This is a genomic window from Pantoea phyllosphaerae (assembly GCF_051025595.1).
Taxonomy (GTDB): Bacteria; Pseudomonadota; Gammaproteobacteria; order Enterobacterales; family Enterobacteriaceae; genus Pantoea.
Window position 1 is genome coordinate 508,272 of sequence record NZ_JBPFDE010000001.1, and the last position, 24,935, is coordinate 533,206.

Here is a 24,935-nt window from a genome sequence, read left to right on the forward strand (position 1 = left end):
ATGATTCAATCAGTACACAGCCTACAGGTGTTGTCTGTAAAGAGCAGAACGGTTAAGGTAAGCACGTTGATAATATTCTTTAAAGCGCTTATTCATGGCTAAAAAATCAGTAGAAAAAGAAAGCTTACAGCAACTGCTGCGCTATTGGCATGTTGAAGTGATAGGCCTTAACAAGTCTTTTAGCGTCTGGCGTATTTACACACGACTGAAGAATAAGCCTGGTTTAAAATATGTGTTCTGGTGGCGGCTGGCTAACCATCTTTACGTTAATGGGCATAAAAGAATGGCCTATCGCATTCATAATCGTATTAAAAAGAATTTTGGCTGCGATATTATGCCAGGCGCGACCATTGGTGAAGGACTGACGATTGCGCATCATGTCGGCGTGGTCGTCACAAAGCGTGTAGTGGCGGGGAAAAATATGAAGCTGACACAAAACTGCGTAACAGGCAGCGTGGGTAAGAATGAACAGGGAAAAATTATAATCGGCGATAACTTTTTTCTGGGTTCGAATAGCTGCGTAATTGGCGACGCGTTACGCATCGGTAATAACGTCACGGTTGGCGCGATGAGTTTTGTTAATAAGAATGTTGGTGATAACCATACTGTTTATACTGAAAAAAGTACTCGTCTGATAGAAAAAGCGCATTCAGATTCTGACAGGCTTTCCTGATATCCTTTTGGCGACTGTTAAGGTGTAAAGGATTTGCACGTTCTTTCGCCTCTTCTTCCAGTGGCGAACCTGCCGTTTGCGAGAACAAGCGGCAACGCGGGTCAGAGCGCATGCGGTAAAGCATTTATCTCCGCTTTCAATTTTTTTTCTGATAAAGCTGATAAGCAGTTACCGATGTACAATGTGACGTTCACAACGCGCTTCGTTTAAGAGTGAGTATCTTTCAACCTGGCGGAAAAGTAATCCCGACAAAGATTGAGTGTATTGGTGTAAAGCTGCAGTTTCATCCCAAAAAGTGAAATTTAAACGGGCTATAGCTAAGCGATTAATATAAATGAGTTGATGCCGCTTCCGGCCGCTTATATTTCCTGTCTGTCGTTACGGGCACGCTTTCATTTTCCGCCAGTCTCTTCCAGGCTTTTCTGGCTTATTCTTTTCAACAAGCCAGGAGATAATTATGTTTCACCATTCTTCAAAGCTTCAATACCCCGTACGCGTCGATAAGCCGGATCCGGAATTCGCCATGCTTTTGCAGCAGGCGATCGGCGGCGTGGAAGGGGAGATCCGTGTGGCGATGCAGTACTTCTTCCAGGCGATGGGCGCGCGCGGCGATGCGCGCATCCGCGATTTGCTGATCTCTACCGCAACCGAAGAGCTGGCGCATATCGAAATGCTGGCGCATGCCGTGGCGCTCAATCTGGAAGGCGCGCCGCTCTCCTACCAGGAAGCGTCGGCGAAAGATCCGGTGGTCAATGCGGTACTGGGCGGGATGAACCCGCGCCACATCCTTTCATCAGGTTTGGCGGCGCTGCCGGTCAACGCTAACGGCGTGCCTTTCGACATGAGCCATATCTACGCGTCTGGCAACGTAGCGGCGGATATGCTGGCCAACGTTACGGCGGAAGCGACAGGACGCGTACTGGCGACCCGCCTCTATAATCTCACTGAAGATACCGGCATGAAGGATTTTCTATCCTTCCTGATTGCCCGCGACACCCTGCATCAACAGCAGTGGCTGGCGGTAATTGAAGAGATGGGCGGGCTTAACGCTTCGCTGCCGATACCGAACAGCTTTCCGCAAAGCGAAGAGGCCAGCGAGCATGCTTACTATGTGCTTAATACCTCGCTGGATAAACCGCTGCCAAAAGGCCGCTGGTGCGAAGGCCCATCATTTGACGGCAAAGCCCAGTTCACCGCGAAAGAGAAACCTGAGCTGCTGGGCGATGAGCCGCTGCTGGGCCATGCCCGTCCGGGCTCGGGCGCGCAAAGCGAGCAGGAGCTCTCGGGCACCGTTCCGCCCGCGTTAAAACCTTAATCGCACGCTGTCCAGGGAAGGACACAGGCACTCTGCAGATTGGGCGCATCTGACGCTTGCTAAAAAATGAACTATTGCTTCAGCGGCGCCAGTGACTTTCGTGCCACTCTAAATCAGAGCGGCGAAAAATATTTTTTTCGACGCCACTCAAAAAGCGGTTCTTTACCTGCCGCGGCGCCAGAAATGAAAAACCCCAGCCTGCGCCGGGGTTAACTGAATCACTTATTTGGTATCGAGAACCTGCTGCAGCCAGACCAGTTCGTCATCAAAACCGGACTCGCGCAGCAGCTGGAAATAGGATTGCTGAATATCTGTTGAAACCGACGCCAACAGCATGCCCAGCATTCCTTTGGTTTTACAGATTTCTAATGCTGCGTTTTCGAGAGAATCAAGGTTAAAACTTACATTATCAAGCGTTTCAGCGACCATTCTTATTCTCCTGACCAGAGGTAATCAGCCATCCCTCCTTTGCTGTGTGTATCTGCTCCACATTGTGGACGGGCTGAGATGTCACACTAACGCAGTTTCGTCTGTCGGAAACATCCTGATATCTGAACAGTAATCGCCAATCGCTGGCGCTTTTACCGGCAAAGCGTACGGAAAATCTGAGTAGAGGAGAGAAAGCATTGCGTTCGGCCTGTCAGCCGACAAACAGCAGATGCACGAGGCGAGCCAGTGATTCCAGCAGCAGCAGGCTGCCAAGGAAGATAAGCACTAACACGCTGATAAATTGTTTACGGCTATTCATCACGCCTCCCTGAAGATGCGACCGGCTATACTTTAACCCGCAATAAGTAAACCTGTTATTAACAAGCGGAATCAAAAATGCACTACCAGTACCTAAACGGTGAAAACTGGCAAAACATCTGGATTGTCGGCGACCTGCACGGCTGCCGGCGCCAGCTGGACGCGCTGCTGCTGGAAAACGCTTTTGATAAAGAAAGCGATTTACTGATTTCCGTTGGCGACTTAATCGATCGTGGGCCTGATAGTCCTGGCTGTTTAGCGCTGCTTGATGCGCCATGGTTCCGCTGTGTACGAGGAAATCACGAAGAGATGGCGCTGCATGCGTTACAGTGTCACGATTCGCTTAACTGGATAATGAACGGCGGCGACTGGTTCTATAAGCTGACGGGCGACAGGCTGATTGCGGCGCGCCATGCGCTAAGAAAAGTAGAGAGCCTGCCGCTGATCCTGCACCTGCAGCTGGCGGATCGCATCGTGGTCGTGGCGCACGCAGACTATCCGGCGGAGCGCTATGCGTGGGAGCAGCCGCTGGACTGGGAGAAAGTGGTGTGGGATCGCGAGCGCATCACCCGACTGCAAACGGGCGATGCGGAAAAAATTGCGGGGGCGGATGCTTTTTACTTCGGCCATACGCCGCTGCAGCATCCGCTGGAATCGGGCAACCTGCACTATATCGATACCGGCGCGGTGTTCGGCAACCGGCTGACGCTGATACAGCTGCAGTAAGGCTTAGCGGAACAGACGGCCGTCGCGTACCAGCTCGCGCGGGTAGCTGTTCTTAATGCGGCTGCCGACGCGTTTCGCCAGGCCAATCGGCTGCTGCTGGTAGGTGACAATCACCTCATCACGCTGCGGCGGCGTATCAGGGAAGATATCCCGGCCGCGATACCACTCCAGCGCCTCGTCGGTACTCAGCTCAAACGTCCGCGCCGCCTCCGGCTGTGCCAGGGCGACAACCGCCTCATGCTGCCAGCGATAGCCTTTAGCAAAGGTTTCGGCCAGCCTGATGCCGATGCGGGAGAAGCGCACGCTGCCAAGCAGCGGCGTAATCGCCTCGGGAAACAGCCAAATCTCTTTGTCGCGCTGCCACAGCGTCAGGTCGTCGCCCCACTGCAGGCACACCGACGCTGCGGCCTGAGTCACCTCCGCCGCCGCCTTTTTATTCAGCGGCGTAAAAGGCAGCTTGCCCAGCTTATAGCCAGGCTCGGGCAGCGGCGGCACCGAGTCGGTTTTACGCAGGCGCGCCACGAAAAAGCCTTCGCTGTCGAAAAGCTGCGGGAAAACGTGCAGATACCCTTCCGGCGTCAACGCCTCTCCTGCGCCCGCGAAGAGCGCATCGAGCGAAACGACCTCTACCGCCTGCGGATAGCGCGCCAGCAGCCAGGCAATGACCTGCTGATTTTCAATCTGGTTAAGGGTGCAGGTGGAATAGACCAGCATGCCGCCAGGCTTCAGAGCATGAAACGCGCTCTCCAGCAGGTCGCGCTGCGTAGCGGCGATAGCCTCGGTGCTGCTCAGCGACCAGTTTTTCAGCGCGTCGGCATCTTTGCGTATCACCCCTTCACCCGAGCAGGGGGCGTCCAGCAGCACGGCGTCGAAACGCTCCGGCAGCGCCGGGCCAAAAACGCGCGCGTCAAAATGGGTCAGCGCCACGTTGCTGACGCCGCAGCGGCTGACGTTAGCGTGCAGCACCTTGACGCGGCTGGAGGAGAACTCGTTAGCGAGAATGGCGCCGCGGTTCTGCATATGCGCCGCTATCTGCGTGGTTTTCGAACCCGGCGCCGCCGCCATATCCATCACCGTTTGCGCCTGGGGTACGCCATCGAACAGCGCGCTGACCGGCAGCATTGAGCTCGCTTCCTGAATGTAAAACAGGCCGCTGAGATGCTCCGCCACGCTGCCGAGCGGCAGGCTCTCGTCATCCCGCTCAATCCAGAAACCTTCCGCGCACCAGGGCACCGGCGTCAGCCGCCAGCCATAGCTCGCCGTCTGAGCAAGGAAATCGGCGACGCTGATTTTTAGCGTATTGACGCGGATAGAGCGGCGCAGCGGCTGCTGGCTAATGGCGATAAAGCGCTGCAGTTCAGCATCGTCGGGCAGGGCGTCGCGCATCAGTTGAAGGAAGTCAGAAGGAAAAAGGTCGGCCACGGCAGGTTCCAGGTAAGGCGTTGAGGTCAAAAACAAGGGCGGCAGTGTAGCACAGAAAAGGTAGCGGGCAGATAAGGCGCTGGCGCGTGACGTTTCGCTCTTTGGCTGGTCGCACCCGCGCCGTTGATGCGTCAGCCGTCTGAAAGGGAGTCAGACGGCTGACGAGATTACTGCCGCGGCTCAGGGATCGCTGTTCCCCAGTTGCGCCAGTTTTTCGGCGCCTCATCCTGCAGCAGGAAATGCTTGCCCGCGCCCGCCTGCGGCGCCAGCGGCACTGTCGCCGGGGTGGCGAACTGAATGCCGCCGCGAATAAACTGCTGGAAGGTGCCGGTTTTCACCACCCCGCCGATCAGGCCGAAGTCGAGGTTATAGCCTGACGCCAGCCAGAACACCGAGTTGTTGCGCACCAGATGCTGATACTTCTTGCTGATGCGCAGCGCAATCTGCACGCGGTCCGCCATATTGCCTAGCGCGGTTCCGGTAACGGTGCCCACCTCGACGCCGCGGAACAGCACAGGTGTGCCGACAGAGAGCGAGCCCGCTTCGGCGGCATCAACATAGATCGTTAACCCGTTCAAGTAGCGTGAATCGGTAATGGTGCTCTCCTGCAGCTCAAAAATTCGCGCCGGACGCCCTTTACCAGGATCGACGTTGACGTAAGGCTGCAGCAGCGTCTCCAGATGGTTGACGCCAGCCGGAGAGATTTCAGGCGACACAACCGAGAAGTGGCTGTCGCTACGCGCAAAATCCTGTACATACTCTGGATAGAGCACCGCCTTCGCCACTACCTGATTGTTATCCTGGCTGAGCGACAGCGACTCGACCTGGCCGATATTGATGCCCAGATAGCGAATTGGCATGCCTTGCGACAGTTTGCTGGCGTCATAGGTATGCAGCGTAATCTGGCTGCCTACCGCGCGCGCCGCCGTCTCAGAAGGATAAAGCGTGCGTTTGCTGCCTTTGGCGGTCGCCGCGCCGCTCATATTGTCAAAGCTGATTGCGCCGCGCAGCGCCCGGTTCAGCGGCGATGCCTGGACGGTCAGGCCGCTGCCGTTAAGCTGCACGCGCGCGCCGCCTTCCGCCCAGAACACGCTCTCGCTGGTCAATAGCTTGCGGTACTCCGGCTTGATATGCACGGCGATATCGAAGGCGCTGGCGCGCGGCGTGACGTTGACAATTTCGCCCACTTCATATTTGCGGTAAAGCACCACCGAACCGGCCTGCACGTCCGGCAGACTATTGGCGGTCAGCGTCAGCGTTGTCGAAGGGCGGTCGCCAGTAATGCCTTCCTCCGCCTTTTCGGCGTCGGCAAACAGCGGATAGGCGGATTTCACCGCACCCTGGCTGCCCGGCTCCAGGCGGATGCCGCCGTCGACCCATTCGCGCGCGCTGGCACCCAGCACCTTCATGCCGTCGAGGCCGAATTTCACGTCGAGTCGGCTATTGACGATAAACTTGCTGTCGCCGTGCACCAGGTTGCGATAGGCCGGCTCAATCGCCGCCGTGAACTGAATACCTTTCTCATTCAGCTCGCGCGAAATCACCTGACCGATCTTCATGCCGTGCAGCATCACCGGCTGACCGGCATCGATGCCGTAACTCTCCGGCGCGCTGAGCTTCACCGTCAGCACGTCGGGCTTCTGCAGCAGCGACTCGTTGGCGGGCAGCACGGTAAAGTGGCTTTGCGGCTCGCCGTCGCCCGGCACCAGCTCAAGCGTATTGCCGGTCAGCAGGCTGCTGAGGTTGGTATCGGTCAGGCTCACTTTCGGGCTGCGCATCTCAATGCGCGTACCGCTGCGCATCAGGCTGACTACCGACGGGTCGAGGGTGAGCTCGCCCGTGACTTTGCCGCCGCTCAGCAGGTTGAGTTTAGTCAGGCTGCCGACCTCCAGCCCCTGATAGATCAGCGGCGTGCGGCCCGCTTTCAGGTTATTGCCGTCGGGCAGATCGAGCGTGACCACCACGCCGCGCTGGCTACGCGCCAAATCGGGATAGAGTGTGTAGTTCTGGTCGGTTTTTGCCTGCGGCGAATCTTCCGGCGAGTCGAAGGCGATAGCGCCGTTGACCAGCGCCGCCAGGCTCTCCAGCTCTACCTTCGCGCCGCTCAGGCTGACGTCGGCATTCAGCCCCGATACGTTCCAGAAGCGGCTGTTGGTTTTGACCAGATTATTGAAGCGGCGCTCGATCAGCACGTCGATGGTAACGCCGTCCGTCTTGCTGTTGATGCTGTAGTCATAGACGCGGCCCACCGGGATCTTGCGATAGTAAACCAGCGAGCCGGAGTTGAGCGCGCCGAGGTCGGGCGCGTGCAGGTGGATCAGCAGCTCGCCGGTATTGACGCGATACTTCGGCTGGGTATCCTGCGCGACAAAGTTTTCGCGCGGCTTGCCGCTGCCCGGCATCATGCCGATATAGTTGCCGCCCACCAGCGCGTCGAGACCCGAAACGCCCGCCAGCGACGCCTTCGGCGTCACCAGCCAGAACTCGGTGTTTTCGCGCAGCGCCTCTTTCATGTCGCTCTTGATGCTCGCCTTAATCTGAATGGTGCGGTAGTCGTCGCTCAGATTGATGCCCTGCACGGTGCCGACCTCCACGCCCTGATAGCGGATGGGCGTGCGGCCCGGCACGATGCCGTCTGCCGACTGAAAGTTAATGGTGATCACCGTGCCGCGCTCTTCATAGTTGGTCCAGAGCAACCAGCCGGCGATCAGCATGGCGATGATCGGCAGAAGCCAGAATGGAGAAATTTTACGCTTGCTGCGCAGCGTGGCGTTAGTCGGTGTAGTCGGCGTTTTGTGCATGTGCATCCCAAAGCAGGCGGCTGTCGAGCCACTCAACGGCCATAATGGTCAGGATGACCGCCGCACCAAAGTAAAACGCGGCGGGTCCCATAGTAAAAGCCAGCAGCTGATCGCGATTGACCAGCGACATGGTTAATGAAATGACAAAGAGGTCCAGCATGGACCAGCGCCCCACCCAGGTCACCACCCGCAGCAGGCGAATGCGGGTTTTCAGCCCCTGTTTGCAGCGGAAGTGAATGCTGAGCAGCAGCGTCAGCATCACCAGCACTTTGGTGAAGGGCACCAGAATACTGGCGATAAACACCACCGCCGCCACCGGAACATTGCCGGAGGCCAGGCCGAGGATGCCGGAAAAGATGGTGTCCTCGCGTCGCGAACCGTTCACGTAGACCACGGAAATCGGCAACAGGTTGGCGGGGATCAGCAGCACGATCGAGGCGATCAGCGCCGCCCAGGATTTTTGCAGGCTATGGCGACGCCGGAAGTCGAGCGGCGTATGGCAGCGTGGACAGCGGCCGCGCGCGTCTGGCTCGCCGGTATTATGGCAGTTGAGGCAGACCTGCAGCCTGTCGTGCGCGCGCATATTCTGCTTCTGCGGATAGAAATGTTCCCAGAGTTGCTCGACGTTGAGGTGGATCAGGGTCAGCAGGCTTAGCAGCGTGAGCGTCAGGTAGGCGGCTAACCCGTAACCCACCTCCAGCGAGGCGTAGTCCTGCACTTTAATTGAGGCCACTGCGATACCTATCAGGTAGATGTCGAGCATCACCCACTCTTTAACTTTCTCCAGCATCAGCAGCACCGGACGCAGGTTCATTCCCAGCCGATGGCCGAGGGTCAGATAGCCGATGCCCGCCACCAGCGCGAGCGGCGCGCCGATAGTGCAGAAGGCCACCATCGAGGCGGTCAGCACGTTGCCCTGTTCCGCCATCTGGATGACGCCGCCCAGCAGGCTGGCGTTAATGCGCATGCCGAGCAGGCGAATATCCACCAGCGGCAGGGTAAAGGCGAAAGGCATCAGCACCAATATCATCGCGGCCATGACCGTCAGTCGCGTCATCGACCAGTCGCGCCCGCTGATAATTTGTGCATGGCAGCGTGGACAATAGGCAGACTGATGCGATTTCACATCCGGTAAGGAAAAAAGGGTATCGCATTGCGGACAACGCTGATAACGTGCGTGGGGCAATGGCTGGCTGATAGCGTGAATTTTCATAGGGTGATGCAGGTTTCGCCCAGATATTTGTCGCTGTGACCGGATGCGGTCGTGGGGCAAAAAAACGTTTTACGTTTCCGGCATCCCCGCAAGGGGCCCACGTTTCGATCCACAAAAATCTAAGGTTATAGCAACTAACGCTATGATTCACCTTGTGGCGGTGGATATTTAGTGCTTATTTTAACGGGCGGTTAATTAAAGCCGCTCTGTTGTTAATGTTAATGGTTAAACAATGAACAAAACTGCCTTTTACGATGATTTGAATCGCGACATGCGCGCGCTGCTGGCGGGTGAGAGATCGTTTCTTGCCGCGCTGGGCAATTTCAGCGCGCTGCTGTATGAACGCCTTGAGGGCGTCAACTGGGCGGGCTTCTACCTGCTGACGGAAGCCGACACGCTGGTGCTGGGGCCTTTTCAGGGCAAAATCGCCTGCGTGCGCATTCCGGTAGGCAAAGGCGTTTGCGGCACGGCGATCGCGCAGGATAAAGTACAGCGCGTCGACGACGTGCACGCGTTTCCCGGCCATATCGCCTGCGACGCCGCCAGCAACGCTGAGATCGTGATTCCTCTGAAAGTAAACGGCGCGCTGGTAGGCGTTCTGGATATCGACAGCACGGTGTTCAATCGCTTCGACAGCGAGGATGAGACAGGGCTGGTTGCACTGACTGATGGGCTTTGCGACGTGTTGGCGGACAGCGATATCGAAAAATTTTTGCAGCTGACGCGTAGCTAATCGACTGGATCGCATGGTATTTGGCAATGTTGTCATTATAATGTCGCCTGTTCATGCCTGCTCTGGTCGGCAAATCCGTTGTAATCAGGAAATTTCATGGAAAATCAACCTAAGTTGAATAGCAGTAAAGAAGTGATCGCCTTTCTGGCGGAACGTTTTCCAAACTGCTTTAGCGCCGAAGGTGAGGCGCGTCCGCTCAAAATCGGCATCTTTCAGGATCTGGTCGAGCGTGTTCAGGGCGAAATGGGTCTGAGCAAGACTCAGCTGCGTTCAGCGCTGCGTCTTTATACCTCCAGCTGGCGCTATCTCTACGGCATCAAAGCCGGCGCGACGCGCGTCGATCTCGACGGCAACGCCTGTGGCGTGCTCGACGAGCAGCACGTGCAGCATGCGCGTCAGCAGCTGGAAGAGGCGAAAGCGCGCGTTCAGGCGCAGCGCGAGCAGCAGAAAGCCGCGAAGCGCGAAGCAGGCGAAGAGGGTGCAGAACCGCGTCGTCCGCGTCGTCCGGCCGCACGCAAGCCAGCCGAAGGCGAAGCGCCGCGTAAAGCGCGTCCTCAGTCGCCGCGTCCGGCCGCTCAGGATCGCAAACCAGCTCCGCGCCCGGTCGCTGAGGCGAAACCCATCACCGATACCTCAACGTTGCAACCTGGCCAGAATATCAAAGTCAAAGCAGGCAAAAGTGCGATGGACGCTACCGTTCTTGAAGTGTCAAAAGACGGCGTTCGGGTACAGCTCGCTTCCGGCATGGCAATGATTGTGCGCGCAGAACACTTGCAGTTCTGAAACGGAGGCTGACCCCGGCATGAACACCCTGTTAAAAATCGGTATGATTGCGGGCCTGCTACTGGCAGGCCCTTCATTTGGCGCTGAGAATATTACCCGCGTCGATCAAATTCCCCAGCTGCACGAAGATCCGCAGGATCCTACCGTCAGTGAACGGGTGACCTCTCGCTTTACCCGCTCTCACTATCGCCAGTTCGACCTCGATCAGGCCTTTTCGGCGAAAATTTTCGACCGTTACCTCAATCTGCTCGACTACAACCACAACGTGTTGCTGGCGTCGGATGTGGCGCAGTTCGCCGATAAAAAAACCACGCTTGGCGATGAGCTGCGCAGCGGCAAGCTGGACGTATTTTACGATCTCTACAATCTGGCGCAGAAACGCCGTTTCGAGCGCTACCAGTACGCGCTCGACGTGCTGAAGCGCCCGATGAACTTTACCGGCAACGACACCATCGATATCGACCGCGCCAAAGCGCCCTGGCCGAAAGATCAGGCGGAGCTGAATGCGTTATGGGACGCCAAGGTAAAGTATGACCAGCTCAGCCTGAAGCTGACGGGCAAAGACGAAAAAGAGATCCGCGATGTGCTGACCAAGCGCTACAACTTCGCGATCCGTCGTCTGGCGCAGAGCAACAGCGAAGATGTGTTCCAGCTGGCGATGACCGCGTTTGCGCATGAAATCGACCCGCACACCAACTACCTGTCGCCGCGCAATACCGAACAGTTCAACACCGAAATGAGCCTGTCGCTGGAAGGCATTGGTGCGGTGCTGCAGATGGATGACGACTATACGGTAATCAACTCTATGGTCGCGGGCGGTCCTGCGGCGAAAAGTAAAGCGATTGGCGTCGGCGATCGCATTGTTGGCGTCGGTCAGCCGGGCAAGCCGATGGAAGATGTGATTGGCTGGCGTCTTGACGATGTGGTAGCCAAAATCAAGGGGCCGAAAGGCAGCAAGGTGCGTCTTGAAGTGCTGCCTGCAGGCAAAGGCACCAAAACCCGCACCGTGACCCTGACGCGCGAGAAGATTCGTCTTGAAGACCGCGCGGTGAAGATGAGCGTGCACAACGTCGGCAAACAGAAAGTCGGCGTGCTGGATATTCCGGGCTTCTATGTCGGCCTGACCGATGACGTGAAGGTGCAACTGCAAAAACTGCAGAAGCAGAACGTCGACAGCATAGTGATCGATCTGCGCACCAACGGCGGCGGCGCGCTGACCGAAGCGGTTTCGCTCTCCGGCCTCTTTATTCCCAGCGGTCCGGTGGTGCAGGTGCGCGACAACAACGGTCGCGTGCGTGAAGACAGCGATAACGACGGCGTCGTCTACTACAAAGGCCCGCTGGTAGTGCTGGTGGACCGTTTCAGCGCCTCGGCGTCGGAAATTTTCGCGGCGGCAATGCAGGATTATGGTCGTGCGCTGATTGTCGGCGAACCGACCTTCGGCAAGGGCACCGTGCAGCAGTACCGCTCGCTGAACCGCATCTACGATCAGATGCTGCGTCCAGAGTGGCCTGCGCTCGGTTCTGTGCAGTACACCATCCAGAAGTTTTACCGCATCAACGGCGGCAGCACCCAGCGTAAAGGCGTCACGCCGGATCTGCTGATGCCGACCGGCGTGGAAGCGGCGGAAACCGGCGAGAAGTTTGAAGATAACGCGCTGCCGTGGGACAGCATCAACGCGGCGACCTACACCAAAACCGGCGACATCAAGCCACTGGTGGCGCAGTTAACCAAACAGCACGAGGCGCGTATCGCCGAGGATCGTGAGTTCAAGTACATCATGAAGGATATCGCCCGCTTTAATGCGATGAAGGACAAGCGCAATATCGTGTCGCTTAATCTCGCCCAGCGCGAGAAAGAGAATCACGAAGAGGATGCGCTGCGTCTGGAGCGAATTAACGCGCGCTATCAGGCGGAAGGTAAAAAGCCGCTGAAGAGCCTGGACGATCTGCCGAAAGATTACAAAGAGCCCGATCCTTATCTCGACGAGACAGTGAAAATCGCCAACGATCTGGCGCAGCTGGATAAGTCCCAGCCCGCGTCAACGACCCCCGCCGCGCAGTAAGCGCAGGGGAGTGAAAAGCACCGCGCTGCGGTGCTTTTTTTTGCCTGAAGGCAGCAGATGGCCCACTCAAACCTGGCGGTGTGACGAAAGCGTGACTAAATGTAAAGTTATGTCTTTTTAGACACTTAAAGGTTAAGGTCGCTTGAAATGCGCTGCGATGACCCTAGGATAAGGATCCGCGCAGCTAGCGCATGAACAACTGAGGAAGATTAACTTTTATGATGCGTATTGCTCTTTTCCTGGTGACCAACTTAGCTGTGATGTTGGTCTTTGGGCTGATCCTCAGCCTGACAGGGATCCAGTCAAGCAGTGTTCAGGGCCTGATGATTATGGCAGGCCTGTTTGGCTTTGGCGGTGCGTTTGTTTCACTGCTGATGTCGAAGTGGATGGCGTTGCGTTCAGTCGGCGGTGAGGTCATTGAACAACCCCGGAATGAAACGGAACGCTGGCTGATGCAGACCGTTGGGCGTCAGGCGCAGCAGGCGGGCATCGCGATGCCGCAGGTCGCTATCTACCATGCGCCCGACATCAACGCCTTCGCCACCGGCGCGCGCCGCGACGCCTCGCTGGTCGCCGTCTCAACCGGCCTGTTGCAGAATATGAGCCGCGACGAAGCGGAAGCGGTGCTGGCGCATGAGATCGCGCATATTGCCAATGGCGATATGGTCACCATGACGCTGATCCAGGGCATCGTGAACACCTTCGTGATCTTTATCTCGCGCATTATCGCGCAGGTCGCATCGGGCTTCCTCTCCGGCAACCGCGACGGTGAGGAGAGCAGCAACGGCAATCCGCTGGTCTACTTTGCCGTGGCGACGGTGCTGGAGCTGGTGTTCGGCATTCTGGCCAGCATCATCACCATGTGGTTCTCGCGCCACCGTGAATTCCACGCCGATGCCGGTTCTGCGAAGCTGGTGGGTCGCGAGAAGATGATCGCCGCGCTGCAACGCCTGAAAACCAGCTACGAACCGCAAGAGCCGAGCAGCATGATGGCGTTCTGCATCAACGGCAAAAACAAGTCGCTGAGCGAACTCTTTATGTCGCACCCGCCGCTGGATAAGCGTATCGAAGCGCTGCGCAGCGGTCAGTATCTGAAGTAACCGCTCAGACGATAAAAAGGCGACTCCCTGGAGTCGCCTTTTTTATGGCCATCACTGCGTCGCGGCGCTTTTCTGCGACAGCCGCGACAGGCTGAACAGCGCGGCGACGCTGGAGAAGAGCCCGGCGAGGATCAGCGAAGCGTGCGTGCCGCCCTGATCGAACCAGGTGAACATCAGCGCGACCAGCGCTGCGCCGCTGCTCTGACCCAGCAGACGTGCCGTGCCCAGCATCCCGCTGGCGCCGCCGCTGCGGTTGCGCGGAGCGGAAGAGATAATGGTATGGTTGTTAGGCGACTGGAACAGGCCGAAACCTGCGCCGCACAGCGCCATGCGCCAGATAATCTCCCCGTCCTGCGGCTGCGCGGGCAGCAGCGCCAGCAGAAACAATCCGGCTGCGAACAGCACCAGACCGATGCCGCCCAGCAGCCCGGCGTGAATATGTTCAATCAGGCGTCCGGCAATCGGCGCCAGCACCATCGTCGCCAGCGGCCAGGGCGTCAGCAGCAGGCCGGTCGCCACCTCGTCGCGTCCCAGCACGTTCTGCAGGAAAAAGGGCAGTGACACCATCGCCAGCATCTGCGCGCAGAAAGAGCAAATGGAGGTGCAGATTGAGAGGCTGAACAGCGGAATACGCAGCAGATCCACCGGCAGCAGCGGGACCGTCAGCCGCTGCTGCCGACGCACGAAAAACACGCCGAGCACCGCCAGCACAGCCATTTCCCCCAGCGCCAGCGCCCAGCTGCCGCCCTGGGCAAACCCCGTCAGCGCATAAATGAGCAGGCCGAAAAACAGCGCGTTCATCAGCGCGCTCGGCACGTCAAACTTCTGCGCCTTCGCTTTCTGGCTATTCTCCGGCAGGAAGCGCAGCGCCAGCCACAGCGCAATCACGCCGAGCGGCACGTTAATCAGGAACAGCCACTTCCAGCTGGCGAACGACAGAATTGCTGCCGCCACCGTCGGCCCGGCCGCGCTGGAAACCGCCACCACCAGCGAGTTGATCGCCATGCCGCGCCCCAGGTGACGCTGCGGATAGATAATACGGATCAGCGCGGTGTTAACGCTCATTAGCGCCGCGCCGCCAAAGCCCTGCAGCACGCGCGCCAGCGTCAACATCGACAGCGACGAGGAGAGGGCGCAGAAGGCTGAAGTGAGGATAAACAGACCGAGCCCGACCTGGTAGACCCGGCGATAGCCGAGCATATCGCCGAGAAAAGAGAGCGACAGCAGCGAGGCGACGATAGCAATTTGATAGGCGTTGACGATCCAGACCGACTGCGCCGGACTGGCGTGCAGATCGCGCGCGATGGTCGGCAGCGCCACGTTGGCGATAGCGCCATCCAGCACCGCCATCATAATACCCAGCGCAATGGTAATAATAGCGCCGTACCGCTGCGGAGCGGGCAGGCCATCCTGAAAAGGTGTTGGGGACATAGCGAGAAAAAATAAAGTGGGTGAGTATCACCATGCTAATGAATCTGCTGCTGAAACGCACCGTCTTTAGCGCAATAAGCAGGGTTAAAGTATGTCGTGCGGTGACAGATGAGGGTCTGGCGCGCTATATTGGCCATCTGTTCCGATTTTATTAAAACAATTTTAAAAAAGGGTGCGTGATGGCCGCCAGTGAAAACGATAAACAACCCGACGCCGTTTCCTCCGTGATGAAGGTGTTCGGCATATTGCAGGCGCTGGGCGAAGAGCGCGATCACGGGATCACCGAACTGGCGCAGCGCGTGATGATGTCGAAGAGCACCGTTTACCGCTTCCTGCAAACCATGAAAACGCTGGGTTATGTGACGCAGGAAGGAGAGAGCGAAAAGTACTCTCTGACCCTGAAGCTGTTCGAGCTGGGCGCGAAGGCGTTGCAGAACGTCGATCTTATCCGCAGCGCAGACGTGCAGATGCGCGAGCTTTCCCGACTCACCAAGGAGACGATTCACCTCGGCGCGCTGGAAGAGGACAGCATCGTCTACATCCATAAAATCGACTCGCTCTACAATCTGCGTATGTATTCGCGCATTGGACGGCGCAATCCGCTGCACACCACGGCGATCGGCAAAGTGCTGCTTGCATGGCGCGACCGCGCCGAGGTGAATGAGATTCTCAAAGAGGTGGAGTTCAAGCGCAGCACCGCCAATACCATCGTTACGCGCGAAGCGCTGATCGAGGTGCTCGATCAGGTGAAGATGCAGGGCTTCGGGGAAGATAACGAAGAGCAGGAAGAGGGGCTGCGCTGCATCGCCGTGCCGGTTTTTGACCGCTTCGGCGTGGTGATCGCCGGTCTGAGCATCTCTTTCCCGACGATTCGCTTCTCGGAAGAGGCGAAAAGCGACTACGTTGCCATGCTGCACCGCGCGGCGCGCGCGCTCTCCGCCGAAATGGGCTATCACCACTACGATTTTTAATAAAAAAGGCGGGCCCAGGCCCGCTTGACCTTTCGAAGCAGAGTCAGTGCGGCGCTGTTGGCCGCGTGCCCCTTAATTGTCTATCACCTCGCCGCTCTTCTTCAGCAGCGGGCAGTCGCTCACGCCAATAACGCCGCTGTCGGTATGCAGATATTGAGCGGTAATCAGACCGCGCGCGGTAAGGTAGTTACATTTCAGGCCCAGACCCGCTGCGTTTTTAGCGCTGCCGGTCAGCACGCCATAGCCGGTAAACAGCATGGCGACCCAGATAACGGCGAGCAGAACGATCGCCCGAATAAAGAGTTTCATTTTTTCTCCTTGTGATACATAACGCAGCTCTCCACCTTGAGCTGTCGCCCGTAATATTAACAGCTTGCCTCGCTTTGTCTGCTGAAGCGATCGGAGATTGCTGAAAGCGAGGCGTCAGGGAATTCTGCATTCAGGCGCATAGCCTGGTCAGCTGTGCGTGCAGCAGGTAGAATCGGCGTCATCAATATTTTTACGTTTTGAGGCAGTGATGAACGAAGTAGCCGCAACCACCGATCCCCTGTTCAGCTATGGCGTACTGGCGGTCACTATTATTGTGGCGTTTATCGCCTGGTTTTTCGTTAACCGGGCCAGCGTGCGCGCCAGCGAACAGATCCAGCTGCTGAGCCAGCTGCTGGAAGAGCAGAAAAAACAGAACGCCCTGCTGCGTCGCCTGGTGGAGAGCCAGAGCGTGGAGCAGGCAAAGCCAGAGGCGGAAGAAGCGCGCGATTTTATCCGCATGATCCCGGAACGCTAACGTTCCTGAGCCCGGCAAGGAGACGACATGCCCTGGCAAAACCCCTGGTACGACGCCAGCAAAACGCACCATACCCCTGAAGGTTTCCGTAATCCCGAGCCGGATCTGCGTCAGCCCGGCGATCTCCAGCGCTGGCGCAAAGCGCGCAAGGCGGCGGGGCTGCCCTTACCGCCGCAGGCGGGCTATGAGCCGTTCAAAGCGCGCTGGTGGCAGCCCGCCGATCTCGCTGGCGCGGACGATCGCATCTGGTGGTTGGGTCATGCGGCGGTGCTGCTGCGCCTTAATCAGCGCTATCTGCTGATCGATCCTGCGCTCTCAACGCGCGCCTCGCCGCTGCCCTTTGTCGGACCGAAACGCAAAACCCCGCCGCCGCTGGGCATCCAGGATCTGCCGCGCCTCGACTATGTGCTGATTTCCCACAATCACTACGACCATCTCGACGCCGCCACCGTCAAACGCATTCTCCGCCGCTTCCCCGAGGTTACCTTTCTGGTGCCGCTGGGGCTGGAAGGCTGGTTCAAACGGCGCGGTGCGCGCCATGTGCGCCAGCTTGACTGGTGGCAGAGCCAGCAGGAGGCGGATCTCACCCTGACCGCCGTGCCGGCGCGTCACTGGAGCATGCGCTCGCCCTGGGATCGCAACCGCTCGCTGTGGTGCGGCTGGGTCGTGCGCAGCAAGAGGCTGAATTTCTGGTTTTCCGGCGACAGCGGTTTTTCTGACAATCTGGCGGAGATCCCGCGCGAGCTCGGCCCTTTTAATCTGGCCGCGTTGCCTGTCGGCGCCTATGCACCGAAATGGTTCATGCAGAGCAGCCATATGGATCCGGATCAGGCGGTTTCATTATGGCGGCTAGCGGGCGAGCCGCTCACCCTGCCGATCCACTGGGGCGTCTTTGAACTCGCTGACGAATCGCTGGATGAGCCTCCCGCGGAATTAATGCGCGCTATTCAGCGCAGCGGAGAGGATAATGGCCGTTTCGCGCCGTGGAGAATAGGGGAGGGGCGCAGCCTGGAAAATAGTAACCAGGAAAATTCCTAAATATTGACGCTTATCCTCAGGCGGGTATTGGGTTTCAACAGAACAATTATTCAGGATCAAAGAATAAAAATTAATGATCGATGAGTGATGCTCTGCTTTTAATTGGGGCAACGCACTTTTTATTTTCATGATTTTGGTGCAAAGGTATTTATTATCTGCGCCAGTAAAAATGAGAGCCCGCTAGCGATTAAACGTTAACAACGGCGGCGCATTTTACTTTTGCGGTTTCGCTTAAGAAAAACGAATGCCATAATACTGCAATAATTTAGCTGTAAATTAACTTGTTACGGTGAACAAGGTTGGACGATGACGCGGTCATCCGCTAAAGTTATTTGCCTCTTCGCCAGATTGATGGATAGCGCTTTTTCGACTACCGCTGGATAAGTTATGTACCGAAATGAACAAAGGGCGCTGCTGCTTTGCAAAATTTGTGCGGCGCGTCCATGGTCGATTAAAAATGCCTTGCCATTAATTTGCGGATATGTGATAACAATTCGTGGGTCAAACGAGGTACAGTTCTGTTTATGTATGGCATCTTCAGTAAAGAAGTTACGAGTAAAAACGTTGACGTTGAATACCGCTTCCTTGCCGAACCTTATTAGTGCCTCATTCAGTAACGTCTCTGGTTTCTCTGTAGGTCTGCTTTCGGGCAAAATAAACACTCTAAGGAATTTGCAAAATGGCAAAGATTAAAGGTCAGGTTAAGTGGTTCAACGAGTCTAAAGGTTTTGGTTTTATTACTCCTGCTGACGGTAGCAAAGATGTGTTCGTACACTTCTCCGCTATCCAGGGCAACGGTTTCAAAACCCTGGCTGAAGGCCAAAGCGTTGAGTTCGAAATTCAGGACGGCCAGAAAGGCCCGGCTGCAGTCAACGTAACCGCTATCTGATTTCGTGCCAGCTCGGTGCCATGCACCACTGAAAACGAATCCTGTAAAGCCCTGGTCATCTGACCGGGGCTTTTTCTTTGCGCTTTCGATACGGTGGTTAACGGAGTACACTGCGGCGCTCATGTTAATGGAGTTCGTATGTTACTGATTTGCCCCCTCTGTCATCTCCCTTTACAGCCTGAAAATCGCAGCTGGCGCTGTGGAAACCGTCATCAGTTCGACCAGGCGAAAGAGGGCTACCTCAATTTGCTGCCCGTTCAGCATAAAGGCTCGCGCGAGCCTGGCGACAGCCCGGAGATGATGCAGGCGCGGCGCGAGTTTTTACAGGCGGGCTACTATCAGCCGCTGCGCGAGGGGGTAGTGGCGCTGCTGCGTGAAAAGCTGCAAGACCCGGACGCAGTGCTCGATATCGGCTGCGGCGAAGGCTATTACACCTCGGCGCTCGGCGCGCTGGGCGGCGAAGTCTACGGGCTGGATATCGCTAAAAACGCCATTCGCCTGGCGGCGAAGCGCTATCCTGACGTACAGTTTTGCGTCGCTTCCAGCCAGCGACTGCCCTTTGCCGACGCTTCTCTGGATGGCGTTGTGCGTATCTACGCCCCCTGCAACGAAGCGGAGCTGACGCGCGTTATCAGGCCTGGCGGCGTGCTGCTGACCGTCACGCCCGGGGCGCACCATCTGCAACAGTTCAAGGCGCTGATCTATCGCGAGGTGCAGCTTCATGCGCCAGAAGAGAAGTGTTACAGCGGCTTTAGCGAAGAGAGCCAGCAGTCGCTGCGCTACACGATGCACCTGAGCGGCGACGCGGCGGCCACGCTGCTGCAGATGACCCCTTTCGCCTGGCGCGCGAAGCCGTCGGTGTGGGGTGAACTGCAGGCGTCGAAAACCTTTGAATGCGACGCCGACTTCCGTCTGACGCTCTGGCGGCGCGATTAGCGCGCCTCCATCAGCGTATGGTAGATGCGTTCAAGATCGTCGAGCTGCTGCACGGCGATCAGCAGGCGTCGCTGCTCCAGCTGCATCACCAGAATGCCGTCTTCAGAGAGATTGAGGCTCTGAATGCGCGCATAGTCTATCCAGACGCCGCCATAAAACAGCCCGTCGCGCTTCATCAGCAGGGTGGGGCGACGCAGCCAGAAGAGCCAGAAGGCGAGAAAGAGCAGCACCATCAGCAGGGTGGTGGTGAGCTGCGGCCCCTGATGCGTCACATTATTCCAGAGTAAAATCGCCAGCAGACCGATAAATATCAGGCTGTCGATCTTGTGTCTGCGCCGCAGCGCCACGCTCAGGCGCGTCGGACCTTTGCGGCGCGGCAGAATAACGTCGTGGTAGAGAAAAAAAAGCAGCAGCGCGGCGATGCAGAGCGCGATGAGGCCGTCCGTTAGTGTCATCACATTCTCCTGAGGCGATACGGCGGAAAAGCGGGGAAGAGGCCGGGCGCGGCGCGCCCGGCGAAAGGACTACAGGCCAAGCAGGCCGATCCAGTAGCCGAAAATCCCGATAACGAAGAAGCCGACGATAATCCACAGCGCGTTGACCTTGCGGCGCAGCAGCCACATACAGGCGAAGGTCAGCAGCAGCGGCACAATGCCTGGCATCAGCTGATCGAGGATGGTCTGAACCGTGGTAACGGTGGTCTTCCCGGTCTGATCGGTAATGCGCGACACCACCAGTGGAATATTAACGTGCGTCCACTTGTTAACCAGCGCGCCCATGACAAACAGGCCGAGAATCGACGCCCCCTCCGTAAGCTTCTGCAGGAAACCGCCGCCCATGTCGCTGACGATATCGATCCCTTTGCGGTAGCCGTACGCCACGCCGTAATAGCGGGTCAGCAGGCGCGCCAGGTTGAACAGCACAAAGAAGAGCAGCGGGCCCAGCAGGCTGCCGCTCATGGCGATGCCTGCGCCAAGCGCGGCGAAGACCGGGCGCACGGTGCCCCAGAAAATCGGGTCACCGACGCCGGCCAGCGGGCCCATCAGGCCGACCTTGATGCCGTTGATGGCGGCGTCGTCGATCTCGGCGCCGTTTGCGCGCTGCTCTTCCATCGCCATGGTCACGCCTAATACCGGCGCGGCGACGTAGGGATGGGTGTTGAAAAACTCCAGATGGCGTTTAATCGCCTGACGGCGCGCCTCGTTGTTTTCCGGATAGAGGCGGCGGATCACCGGCACCATTGAGAAGCAGAAGCCCAGCGCCTGCATACGCTCGAAGTTCCACGACCCCTGGAACAGGTTCGACCGCAAAAACACGCCGCGGATATCGCCTGGGGTGAGTTTCTTTTGCGTTGTAGTGGTATCTACCATGTTGTCACCTGTTCCTTAGTCAAGTTCGTTATCGAGATCGTTATTTGCCGGACCCGCTGCAGGCGCGCCCGCCACGCGGTTATATTTCGGCGCCAGCTGGATATAGAGCACTGCCATGACCACGCCGATGACGCCCAGCGCCACCAGGTTGAAGCTGGTGAAGGCCGCGGTGACGAAGCCGAGGTAGAAGAAAGGCATCAGATAGCCTGCGCGCATCATATTGATGACCATGGCGTAACCGACCACGACGATCATGCCGCCGGCGATATTCAGGCCGTTGGTGACCACTTCAGGGATAGAGCTAAGCAGAGAGTGAACCGCGCTGGTGCCGACGGAAATCGCCACGATCAGCGCTGGAATGGCGATTCGCATCGCCTGCAGCACCAGCGCCGAAACGTGGATCCACGAAATCGCCGTCAGGTTGCCTTTCTCCGCCGCTTTATCGGCTGCATGCTGGAAGGCCACGGTGATGGTGCGCACGATAATCGTCAGCACCTGGCCTGCCGCCGCCAGCGGAATCGCCAGCGCAATGCCCGCGCCGACGCTCTGACCGCCAGCGATAACCAGAATGGTAGAGATAATGGAGGCGAGAGCCGCATCGGGTGCCACGGCAGCGCCGATGTTCATCCAGCCCAGCGCGATCATCTCCAGCGTGCCGCCGATGATGATGCCGGTTTTCATATCGCCGAGCACTGCCCCAATCAGGGTACAGGCCACCAGCGGACGGTGAAACTGAAACTCATCCAGAATCGAGCCCATACCCGCAATACAGGCTACGATAAATATCAGGATGATTTGTAGCGAGGTTATTTCCATCATATCCCTTCTCCTCAGCAGGATAGCGTTAACTGGCCCGCAGGCGCAGCTGGCGGCGTTTTACGCATTGACCTTCGCAATCAGGTCCATCATTTTTAGTTTTTGATCGCTGGAGACTTTACGAACTTCCAGCTCGATATGGCGTTCGTTGAGCTTGCGGAACGCGGCGATATCTTTGTCATCGACCGAGACGGCGTTATTGACCTGGGTTTTGCCCTGACGAAACGCCATGCCGCCGATATTGACCGACTTAATCTCCACGCCTTGCTCGACCACGCGCAGCACGTCGGTGGGATTGGTAAACAGCAGCATCACGCGATCGCGGCCATATTTTGGGTTATTCCAGACGCGCACCATCTTGTCGACGTCTACCACGTGCGCGGTCACGCCGGGCGGCGCCACCTGCGTCAGCAAGGTTTTGCGCACGTGATCTTTGGCGACTTCGTCGCTCACCACGATGATGCGCGAGACGTTGGTCTCTTTGGTCCAGCGCGTCGCCACCTGACCGTGGATCAGGCGGTCGTCGATGCGCGCCAGCCCAATCTTCATATGTTCGCCCGGCGCCAGCGGCTGCGCAGGGGCAGACGGCGCTTTGGGCGCAGGCGCGGCGGCTGGTGCAGGCGGCGCGGCAAGCGCGGTTTTCTGCGCCTTGACGCCTTCGCGGCCCGTTTCTACCGCGATGCCAACCAGTTCGGCAAAGCCGGGATCGTCGTCGCGCGCCATCAGCGTTTCCACCAGCATCGGAATATTGACCCCGGCGATCACATCGTAATTTTCTTTATCCAGCACCACGCGGCTGGCGGCGTTGAACGGACTTCCGCCCCAGGTATCGACTAAAAACAGCGCCCCTTTCGAGGTATCCAGCTTTGCCAGCTGCGCCTGATATTTTTCAATAAGCGTTTCTGCATTTTCGCCGGGCACAAAGTCGATCCATCCGACATTCTCCTGCTCGCCCAACAGCATCTCTGCGGTTTTCAGCAGTTGTTCGGCTGCCCAGCCGTGTGTACCAATTACTATCGCAATGGTCACTTGCTACCTCCGTTCGCTAAAGAAATTCGTCTGGAGTCGACGAATCGTTATGAGTTATCACTACGGTTATCTGGCGACAAACGTAGTCAAAACATCTGAATTAATGAATCATTCTCCGGGCGTCTTGAATGATCGATAAATCGCGATTTATTTTAGTGCGCGAAAAAATAATTTATGTGACGGTTGTCAGTAATCAGACGGCCGAACCTGCCTTAAACAGGGTTTATTAGCGAATCGGCGCTGAATCATTTGTAAATGAAAGAAAATTTTTTGACGTACATTACTGGCCTGTTACATTAACGATCTGTTTATTACTCAGGAGTAACGGGTTTCAGCCCACCTTTATGGATCGTCACCGACGTCGCTTAACCACTTTGATGCGCGCATCCGCGCTTTCCCTCACGCCTGACGGCGTACCTGCAGTTTATCCGATTGTCTTTCTGTCACGTCTCCACAGGACGCTGGCACGATATCGTTCAGTCTGTCTCTCGTTCAGGAGTCAATGATGGAATTTCTCTTCGACCCCTCAATCTGGGCCGGTTTGCTCACGCTTGTCGTACTGGAAATCGTGCTTGGCATCGACAACCTGGTGTTTATCGCCATCCTGGCTGACAAGCTGCCGCCGAAGCAGCGCGATAAGGCGCGTTTGATCGGCCTGTCGCTGGCGCTGGTGATGCGTCTGGGCCTGCTGTCGCTCATCTCCTGGATGGTCACGCTGACGCGCCCGTTATTTAGCGTAGGCGAGTTTAGCTTTGCAGGACGTGATTTGATTCTGCTGGTGGGCGGGGTGTTCCTCTTGTTCAAGGCGACGATGGAGCTGCATGAGCGGCTGGAGAACCGTCAGCTCGAGCATCAGGGAAACCGCAGCTATGCCAGCTTCTGGGCGGTGGTGACGCAGATTGTGGTGCTGGACGCGGTCTTCTCGCTGGATGCGGTGATCACGGCGGTCGGCATGGTAAACCATCTGCCGATTATGATGACGGCGGTCGTGATTGCCATGGGCGTCATGCTGCTGGCTTCGAAGCCGTTGACCAACTTCGTCAACGCGCATCCTACTGTGGTGGTGCTCTGCCTGAGCTTCCTGCTGATGATCGGCCTGTCACTGGTGGCGGAAGGCTTCGGCTTCCATATCCCGAAAGGCTATCTCTACGCGGCGATCGGCTTCTCTATTCTGATCGAGCTCTTTAACCAGATTGCGCGCCGCAACTTTATGCGCCATCAGGCGCATCGCCCCATGCGCGAGCGCACTGCCGAGGCGATTTTGCGCCTGATGGGCGGTCGTCAGCGTCCGGCCCAGCCTGCGGTGAACGAGGAGTCCCCTCTGACGCAGGCGATGCCGCAGGAGGCCTTTAAGGATGAAGAGCGCTATATGATCAACGGCGTGCTGACGCTGGCGTCGCGCTCAATCCGCAGCATTATGACGCCGCGCGGCGAAATCTCCTGGGTTGACGCCCAGCGTCCAATGGATGAGATCCGTATTCAGCTGCTCGACACGCCGCACAGCCTCTTCCCGGTGTGCCGCGGCGAGCTGGATGAAATTATCGGCGTGGTGCGCGCTAAAGAGCTGCTGGTGGCGATCGAACACGGGATGGACGTATCGACCTTTGCCGCCGCGTCACCCGCTATCGTGGTGCCGGAAACGCTGGATCCGATTAACCTGCTGGGCGTGCTGCGCCGTGCCAAAGGCAGTTTCGTTATCGTCACCAACGAGTTTGGCGTGGTGCAGGGGCTGATTACGCCGCTGGACGTGCTGGAAGCGATCGCTGGCGAGTTCCCGGACGAGGATGAAACGCCGGATATTGTCGCCGACGGCGACGGCTGGATTGTTAAGGGCGGCACCGACCTCCATTCACTCCAGCAGCTGTTCGACGTCAACGACCTGGTCAACCCGGATGAAGATCACGCTTCGCTGGCAGGCCTGCTGATTGGTCAAAAAGGCCAGCTGCCGCTGCCGGGCGAGGTAATCGACTTGCCGCCGCTGCACTTCACTATCCTGCAGGCGACCGACTATCGTGTCGACCTGGTGCGCGTTACCAAAGATAAGCCGCACGAGGATGAGGAAGAGGAGCAGTAATCAGTCTAAATCTGTAGCG

General features: G+C 57.5%; 23 protein-coding genes and 1 pseudogene. 14 read left to right on the top strand and 10 right to left on the bottom strand.

Going from position 1 to position 24,935, the window contains the following annotated elements:
* Positions 1-94: 94 nt before the first annotated feature.
* Together ACR6A7_RS02390 and ACR6A7_RS02395 are read left to right on the top strand one after the other, a co-directional pair.
* Positions 95-673, top strand: coding sequence for a serine O-acetyltransferase (locus ACR6A7_RS02390; RefSeq protein ID WP_434123159.1), 579 nt, complete (start codon positions 95-97; stop codon positions 671-673).
* 457 nt (positions 674-1,130) lie between these two features.
* The gene (locus ACR6A7_RS02395; RefSeq protein WP_434123160.1) at positions 1,131-1,988 is read left to right on the top strand and encodes a manganese catalase family protein; all 858 of its coding nucleotides are present in this window, start codon (positions 1,131-1,133) and stop codon (positions 1,986-1,988) included.
* Positions 1,989-2,210: 222 nt separating this feature from the next.
* Here ACR6A7_RS02395 and ACR6A7_RS02400 read toward each other — a convergent pair whose 3' ends face one another.
* Positions 2,211-2,417, bottom strand: coding sequence for a hypothetical protein (locus ACR6A7_RS02400; protein ID WP_033746561.1), 207 nt, complete (start codon positions 2,415-2,417; stop codon positions 2,211-2,213).
* A 396-nt stretch (positions 2,418-2,813) separates the two neighbouring features.
* Between ACR6A7_RS02400 and ACR6A7_RS02405 the strand changes: the two genes are divergently transcribed.
* The gene (locus ACR6A7_RS02405) at positions 2,814-3,461 is read left to right on the top strand and encodes a metallophosphoesterase (protein WP_434123161.1); all 648 of its coding nucleotides are present in this window, start codon (positions 2,814-2,816) and stop codon (positions 3,459-3,461) included.
* A gap of 3 nt (positions 3,462-3,464) precedes the next feature.
* Here ACR6A7_RS02405 and rsmF read toward each other — a convergent pair whose 3' ends face one another.
* The 3 genes from rsmF to yebS all read right to left on the bottom strand — a co-directional run bounded on the left by rsmF (position 3,465) and on the right by yebS (position 8,897).
* Complete coding sequence (rsmF, locus tag ACR6A7_RS02410; protein ID WP_434123163.1) at positions 3,465-4,883, bottom strand: 16S rRNA (cytosine(1407)-C(5))-methyltransferase RsmF; 1,419 nt, start codon at positions 4,881-4,883, stop codon at positions 3,465-3,467.
* Positions 4,884-5,050: 167 nt separating this feature from the next.
* Entirely contained in the window at positions 5,051-7,684 is a 2,634-nt protein-coding gene (locus tag ACR6A7_RS02415; protein ID WP_434123164.1) for a PqiB family protein, read from the bottom strand.
* Positions 7,656-8,897, bottom strand: coding sequence for a membrane integrity lipid transport subunit YebS (yebS, locus tag ACR6A7_RS02420; RefSeq protein ID WP_434123165.1), 1,242 nt, complete (start codon positions 8,895-8,897; stop codon positions 7,656-7,658). Before yebS ends, ACR6A7_RS02415 begins: the two co-directional genes overlap by 29 nt.
* 232 nt (positions 8,898-9,129) lie before the next feature.
* On the opposite strand from yebS, the gene ACR6A7_RS02425 reads away from it, so the two are divergent.
* The 4 genes from ACR6A7_RS02425 (at position 9,130) to htpX (ending at position 13,578) form a co-directional block, all read left to right on the top strand.
* Positions 9,130-9,630, top strand: coding sequence for a GAF domain-containing protein (locus ACR6A7_RS02425; protein ID WP_216493963.1), 501 nt, complete (start codon positions 9,130-9,132; stop codon positions 9,628-9,630).
* 96 nt (positions 9,631-9,726) lie between these two features.
* Positions 9,727-10,413, top strand: a complete 687-nt coding sequence (proQ, locus tag ACR6A7_RS02430) for an RNA chaperone ProQ (RefSeq protein WP_434123167.1) — start codon at positions 9,727-9,729, stop codon at positions 10,411-10,413.
* A 19-nt stretch (positions 10,414-10,432) separates the two neighbouring features.
* Positions 10,433-12,478 carry a carboxy terminal-processing peptidase gene (prc, locus tag ACR6A7_RS02435; protein ID WP_434123168.1) on the top strand — a complete coding sequence of 682 codons (2,046 nt, stop codon included), beginning with the start codon at positions 10,433-10,435 and terminating at the stop codon, positions 12,476-12,478.
* Positions 12,479-12,696: 218 nt separating this feature from the next.
* A complete protein-coding gene (htpX, locus tag ACR6A7_RS02440; protein WP_033746579.1) occupies positions 12,697-13,578 on the top strand; it encodes a protease HtpX in 882 nt (293 codons plus the stop codon).
* A gap of 51 nt (positions 13,579-13,629) precedes the next feature.
* On the opposite strand, the gene ACR6A7_RS02445 is transcribed toward htpX, so the two are convergent.
* Positions 13,630-15,009, bottom strand: coding sequence for an MFS transporter (locus ACR6A7_RS02445; protein WP_434123169.1), 1,380 nt, complete (start codon positions 15,007-15,009; stop codon positions 13,630-13,632).
* A gap of 179 nt (positions 15,010-15,188) precedes the next feature.
* Here ACR6A7_RS02445 and kdgR point away from each other — a divergent pair, with 179 nt between their 5' ends.
* On the top strand, positions 15,189-15,980 hold the full coding sequence (gene kdgR, locus ACR6A7_RS02450) for a DNA-binding transcriptional regulator KdgR (RefSeq protein WP_434123170.1): 792 nt from the start codon (positions 15,189-15,191) through the stop codon (positions 15,978-15,980).
* Between the two features lie 72 nt (positions 15,981-16,052).
* On the opposite strand, the gene ACR6A7_RS02455 is transcribed toward kdgR, so the two are convergent.
* Positions 16,053-16,289: a YobH family protein gene (locus tag ACR6A7_RS02455; RefSeq protein WP_434123171.1), complete on the bottom strand. Its 237-nt coding sequence runs from the start codon at positions 16,287-16,289 to the stop codon at positions 16,053-16,055.
* Positions 16,290-16,497: 208 nt separating this feature from the next.
* Between ACR6A7_RS02455 and ACR6A7_RS02460 the strand changes: the two genes are divergently transcribed.
* From ACR6A7_RS02460 to rlmA, 5 genes and pseudogenes are all read left to right on the top strand, one after another.
* Positions 16,498-16,764, top strand: a complete 267-nt coding sequence (locus ACR6A7_RS02460; RefSeq protein WP_434123172.1) for a YebO family protein — start codon at positions 16,498-16,500, stop codon at positions 16,762-16,764.
* A 27-nt stretch (positions 16,765-16,791) separates the two neighbouring features.
* Positions 16,792-17,802: an MBL fold metallo-hydrolase gene (locus ACR6A7_RS02465; RefSeq protein ID WP_434123173.1), complete on the top strand. Its 1,011-nt coding sequence runs from the start codon at positions 16,792-16,794 to the stop codon at positions 17,800-17,802.
* Between the two features lie 524 nt (positions 17,803-18,326).
* Positions 18,327-18,495: pseudogene (locus ACR6A7_RS02470) on the top strand (DUF2627 domain-containing protein).
* Positions 18,482-18,691, top strand: a complete 210-nt coding sequence (gene cspE / locus ACR6A7_RS02475) for a transcription antiterminator/RNA stability regulator CspE (RefSeq protein WP_003852684.1) — start codon at positions 18,482-18,484, stop codon at positions 18,689-18,691. The pseudogene ACR6A7_RS02470 and the gene cspE overlap by 14 nt, the downstream one beginning before the upstream one ends.
* A gap of 138 nt (positions 18,692-18,829) precedes the next feature.
* Positions 18,830-19,627, top strand: a complete 798-nt coding sequence (gene rlmA, locus ACR6A7_RS02480) for a 23S rRNA (guanine(745)-N(1))-methyltransferase (RefSeq protein WP_434123174.1) — start codon at positions 18,830-18,832, stop codon at positions 19,625-19,627.
* Here the strand turns inward: rlmA and ACR6A7_RS02485 are convergent.
* From ACR6A7_RS02485 to manX, 4 genes are all read right to left on the bottom strand, one after another.
* Positions 19,624-20,082, bottom strand: a complete 459-nt coding sequence (locus tag ACR6A7_RS02485; protein WP_434123175.1) for a DUF986 family protein — start codon at positions 20,080-20,082, stop codon at positions 19,624-19,626. The genes rlmA and ACR6A7_RS02485 overlap by 4 nt on opposite strands.
* A gap of 69 nt (positions 20,083-20,151) precedes the next feature.
* Positions 20,152-20,997, bottom strand: coding sequence for a PTS mannose transporter subunit IID (locus ACR6A7_RS02490; RefSeq protein ID WP_434123177.1), 846 nt, complete (start codon positions 20,995-20,997; stop codon positions 20,152-20,154).
* Positions 20,998-21,012: 15 nt separating this feature from the next.
* Positions 21,013-21,813, bottom strand: a complete 801-nt coding sequence (locus tag ACR6A7_RS02495; protein ID WP_033747932.1) for a PTS mannose/fructose/sorbose transporter subunit IIC — start codon at positions 21,811-21,813, stop codon at positions 21,013-21,015.
* Positions 21,814-21,873: 60 nt separating this feature from the next.
* Positions 21,874-22,842, bottom strand: coding sequence for a PTS mannose transporter subunit IIAB (manX, locus tag ACR6A7_RS02500; protein WP_434123178.1), 969 nt, complete (start codon positions 22,840-22,842; stop codon positions 21,874-21,876).
* Positions 22,843-23,347: 505 nt separating this feature from the next.
* Between manX and ACR6A7_RS02505 the strand changes: the two genes are divergently transcribed.
* Positions 23,348-24,916 (top strand): TerC family protein, encoded by a 1,569-nt coding sequence (locus ACR6A7_RS02505; protein WP_434123179.1) that lies wholly within the window; start codon positions 23,348-23,350, stop codon positions 24,914-24,916.
* Positions 24,917-24,935 lie beyond the last annotated feature (19 nt).

Coding starts and splice junctions, on each gene's coding strand:
- ACR6A7_RS02425 (WP_216493963.1), top strand. CDS start 9,130: ATGAACAAAACTGCCTTTTACGATGATTTGAATCGCGACATGCGCGCG.
- ACR6A7_RS02405 (WP_434123161.1), top strand. CDS start 2,814: ATGCACTACCAGTACCTAAACGGTGAAAACTGGCAAAACATCTGGATT.
- ACR6A7_RS02465 (WP_434123173.1), top strand. CDS start 16,792: ATGCCCTGGCAAAACCCCTGGTACGACGCCAGCAAAACGCACCATACC.
- ACR6A7_RS02415 (WP_434123164.1), bottom strand. CDS start 7,684: ATGCACAAAACGCCGACTACACCGACTAACGCCACGCTGCGCAGCAAG.
- prc (WP_434123168.1), top strand. CDS start 10,433: ATGAACACCCTGTTAAAAATCGGTATGATTGCGGGCCTGCTACTGGCA.
- yebS (WP_434123165.1), bottom strand. CDS start 8,897: ATGAAAATTCACGCTATCAGCCAGCCATTGCCCCACGCACGTTATCAG.
- rlmA (WP_434123174.1), top strand. CDS start 18,830: ATGTTACTGATTTGCCCCCTCTGTCATCTCCCTTTACAGCCTGAAAAT.
- ACR6A7_RS02390 (WP_434123159.1), top strand. CDS start 95: ATGGCTAAAAAATCAGTAGAAAAAGAAAGCTTACAGCAACTGCTGCGC.
- cspE (WP_003852684.1), top strand. CDS start 18,482: ATGGCAAAGATTAAAGGTCAGGTTAAGTGGTTCAACGAGTCTAAAGGT.
- ACR6A7_RS02490 (WP_434123177.1), bottom strand. CDS start 20,997: ATGGTAGATACCACTACAACGCAAAAGAAACTCACCCCAGGCGATATC.
- ACR6A7_RS02505 (WP_434123179.1), top strand. CDS start 23,348: ATGGAATTTCTCTTCGACCCCTCAATCTGGGCCGGTTTGCTCACGCTT.
- ACR6A7_RS02485 (WP_434123175.1), bottom strand. CDS start 20,082: ATGACACTAACGGACGGCCTCATCGCGCTCTGCATCGCCGCGCTGCTG.
- ACR6A7_RS02400 (WP_033746561.1), bottom strand. CDS start 2,417: ATGGTCGCTGAAACGCTTGATAATGTAAGTTTTAACCTTGATTCTCTC.
- kdgR (WP_434123170.1), top strand. CDS start 15,189: ATGGCCGCCAGTGAAAACGATAAACAACCCGACGCCGTTTCCTCCGTG.
- proQ (WP_434123167.1), top strand. CDS start 9,727: ATGGAAAATCAACCTAAGTTGAATAGCAGTAAAGAAGTGATCGCCTTT.
- htpX (WP_033746579.1), top strand. CDS start 12,697: ATGATGCGTATTGCTCTTTTCCTGGTGACCAACTTAGCTGTGATGTTG.
- ACR6A7_RS02445 (WP_434123169.1), bottom strand. CDS start 15,009: ATGTCCCCAACACCTTTTCAGGATGGCCTGCCCGCTCCGCAGCGGTAC.
- ACR6A7_RS02495 (WP_033747932.1), bottom strand. CDS start 21,813: ATGGAAATAACCTCGCTACAAATCATCCTGATATTTATCGTAGCCTGT.
- ACR6A7_RS02455 (WP_434123171.1), bottom strand. CDS start 16,289: ATGAAACTCTTTATTCGGGCGATCGTTCTGCTCGCCGTTATCTGGGTC.
- ACR6A7_RS02395 (WP_434123160.1), top strand. CDS start 1,131: ATGTTTCACCATTCTTCAAAGCTTCAATACCCCGTACGCGTCGATAAG.
- ACR6A7_RS02460 (WP_434123172.1), top strand. CDS start 16,498: ATGAACGAAGTAGCCGCAACCACCGATCCCCTGTTCAGCTATGGCGTA.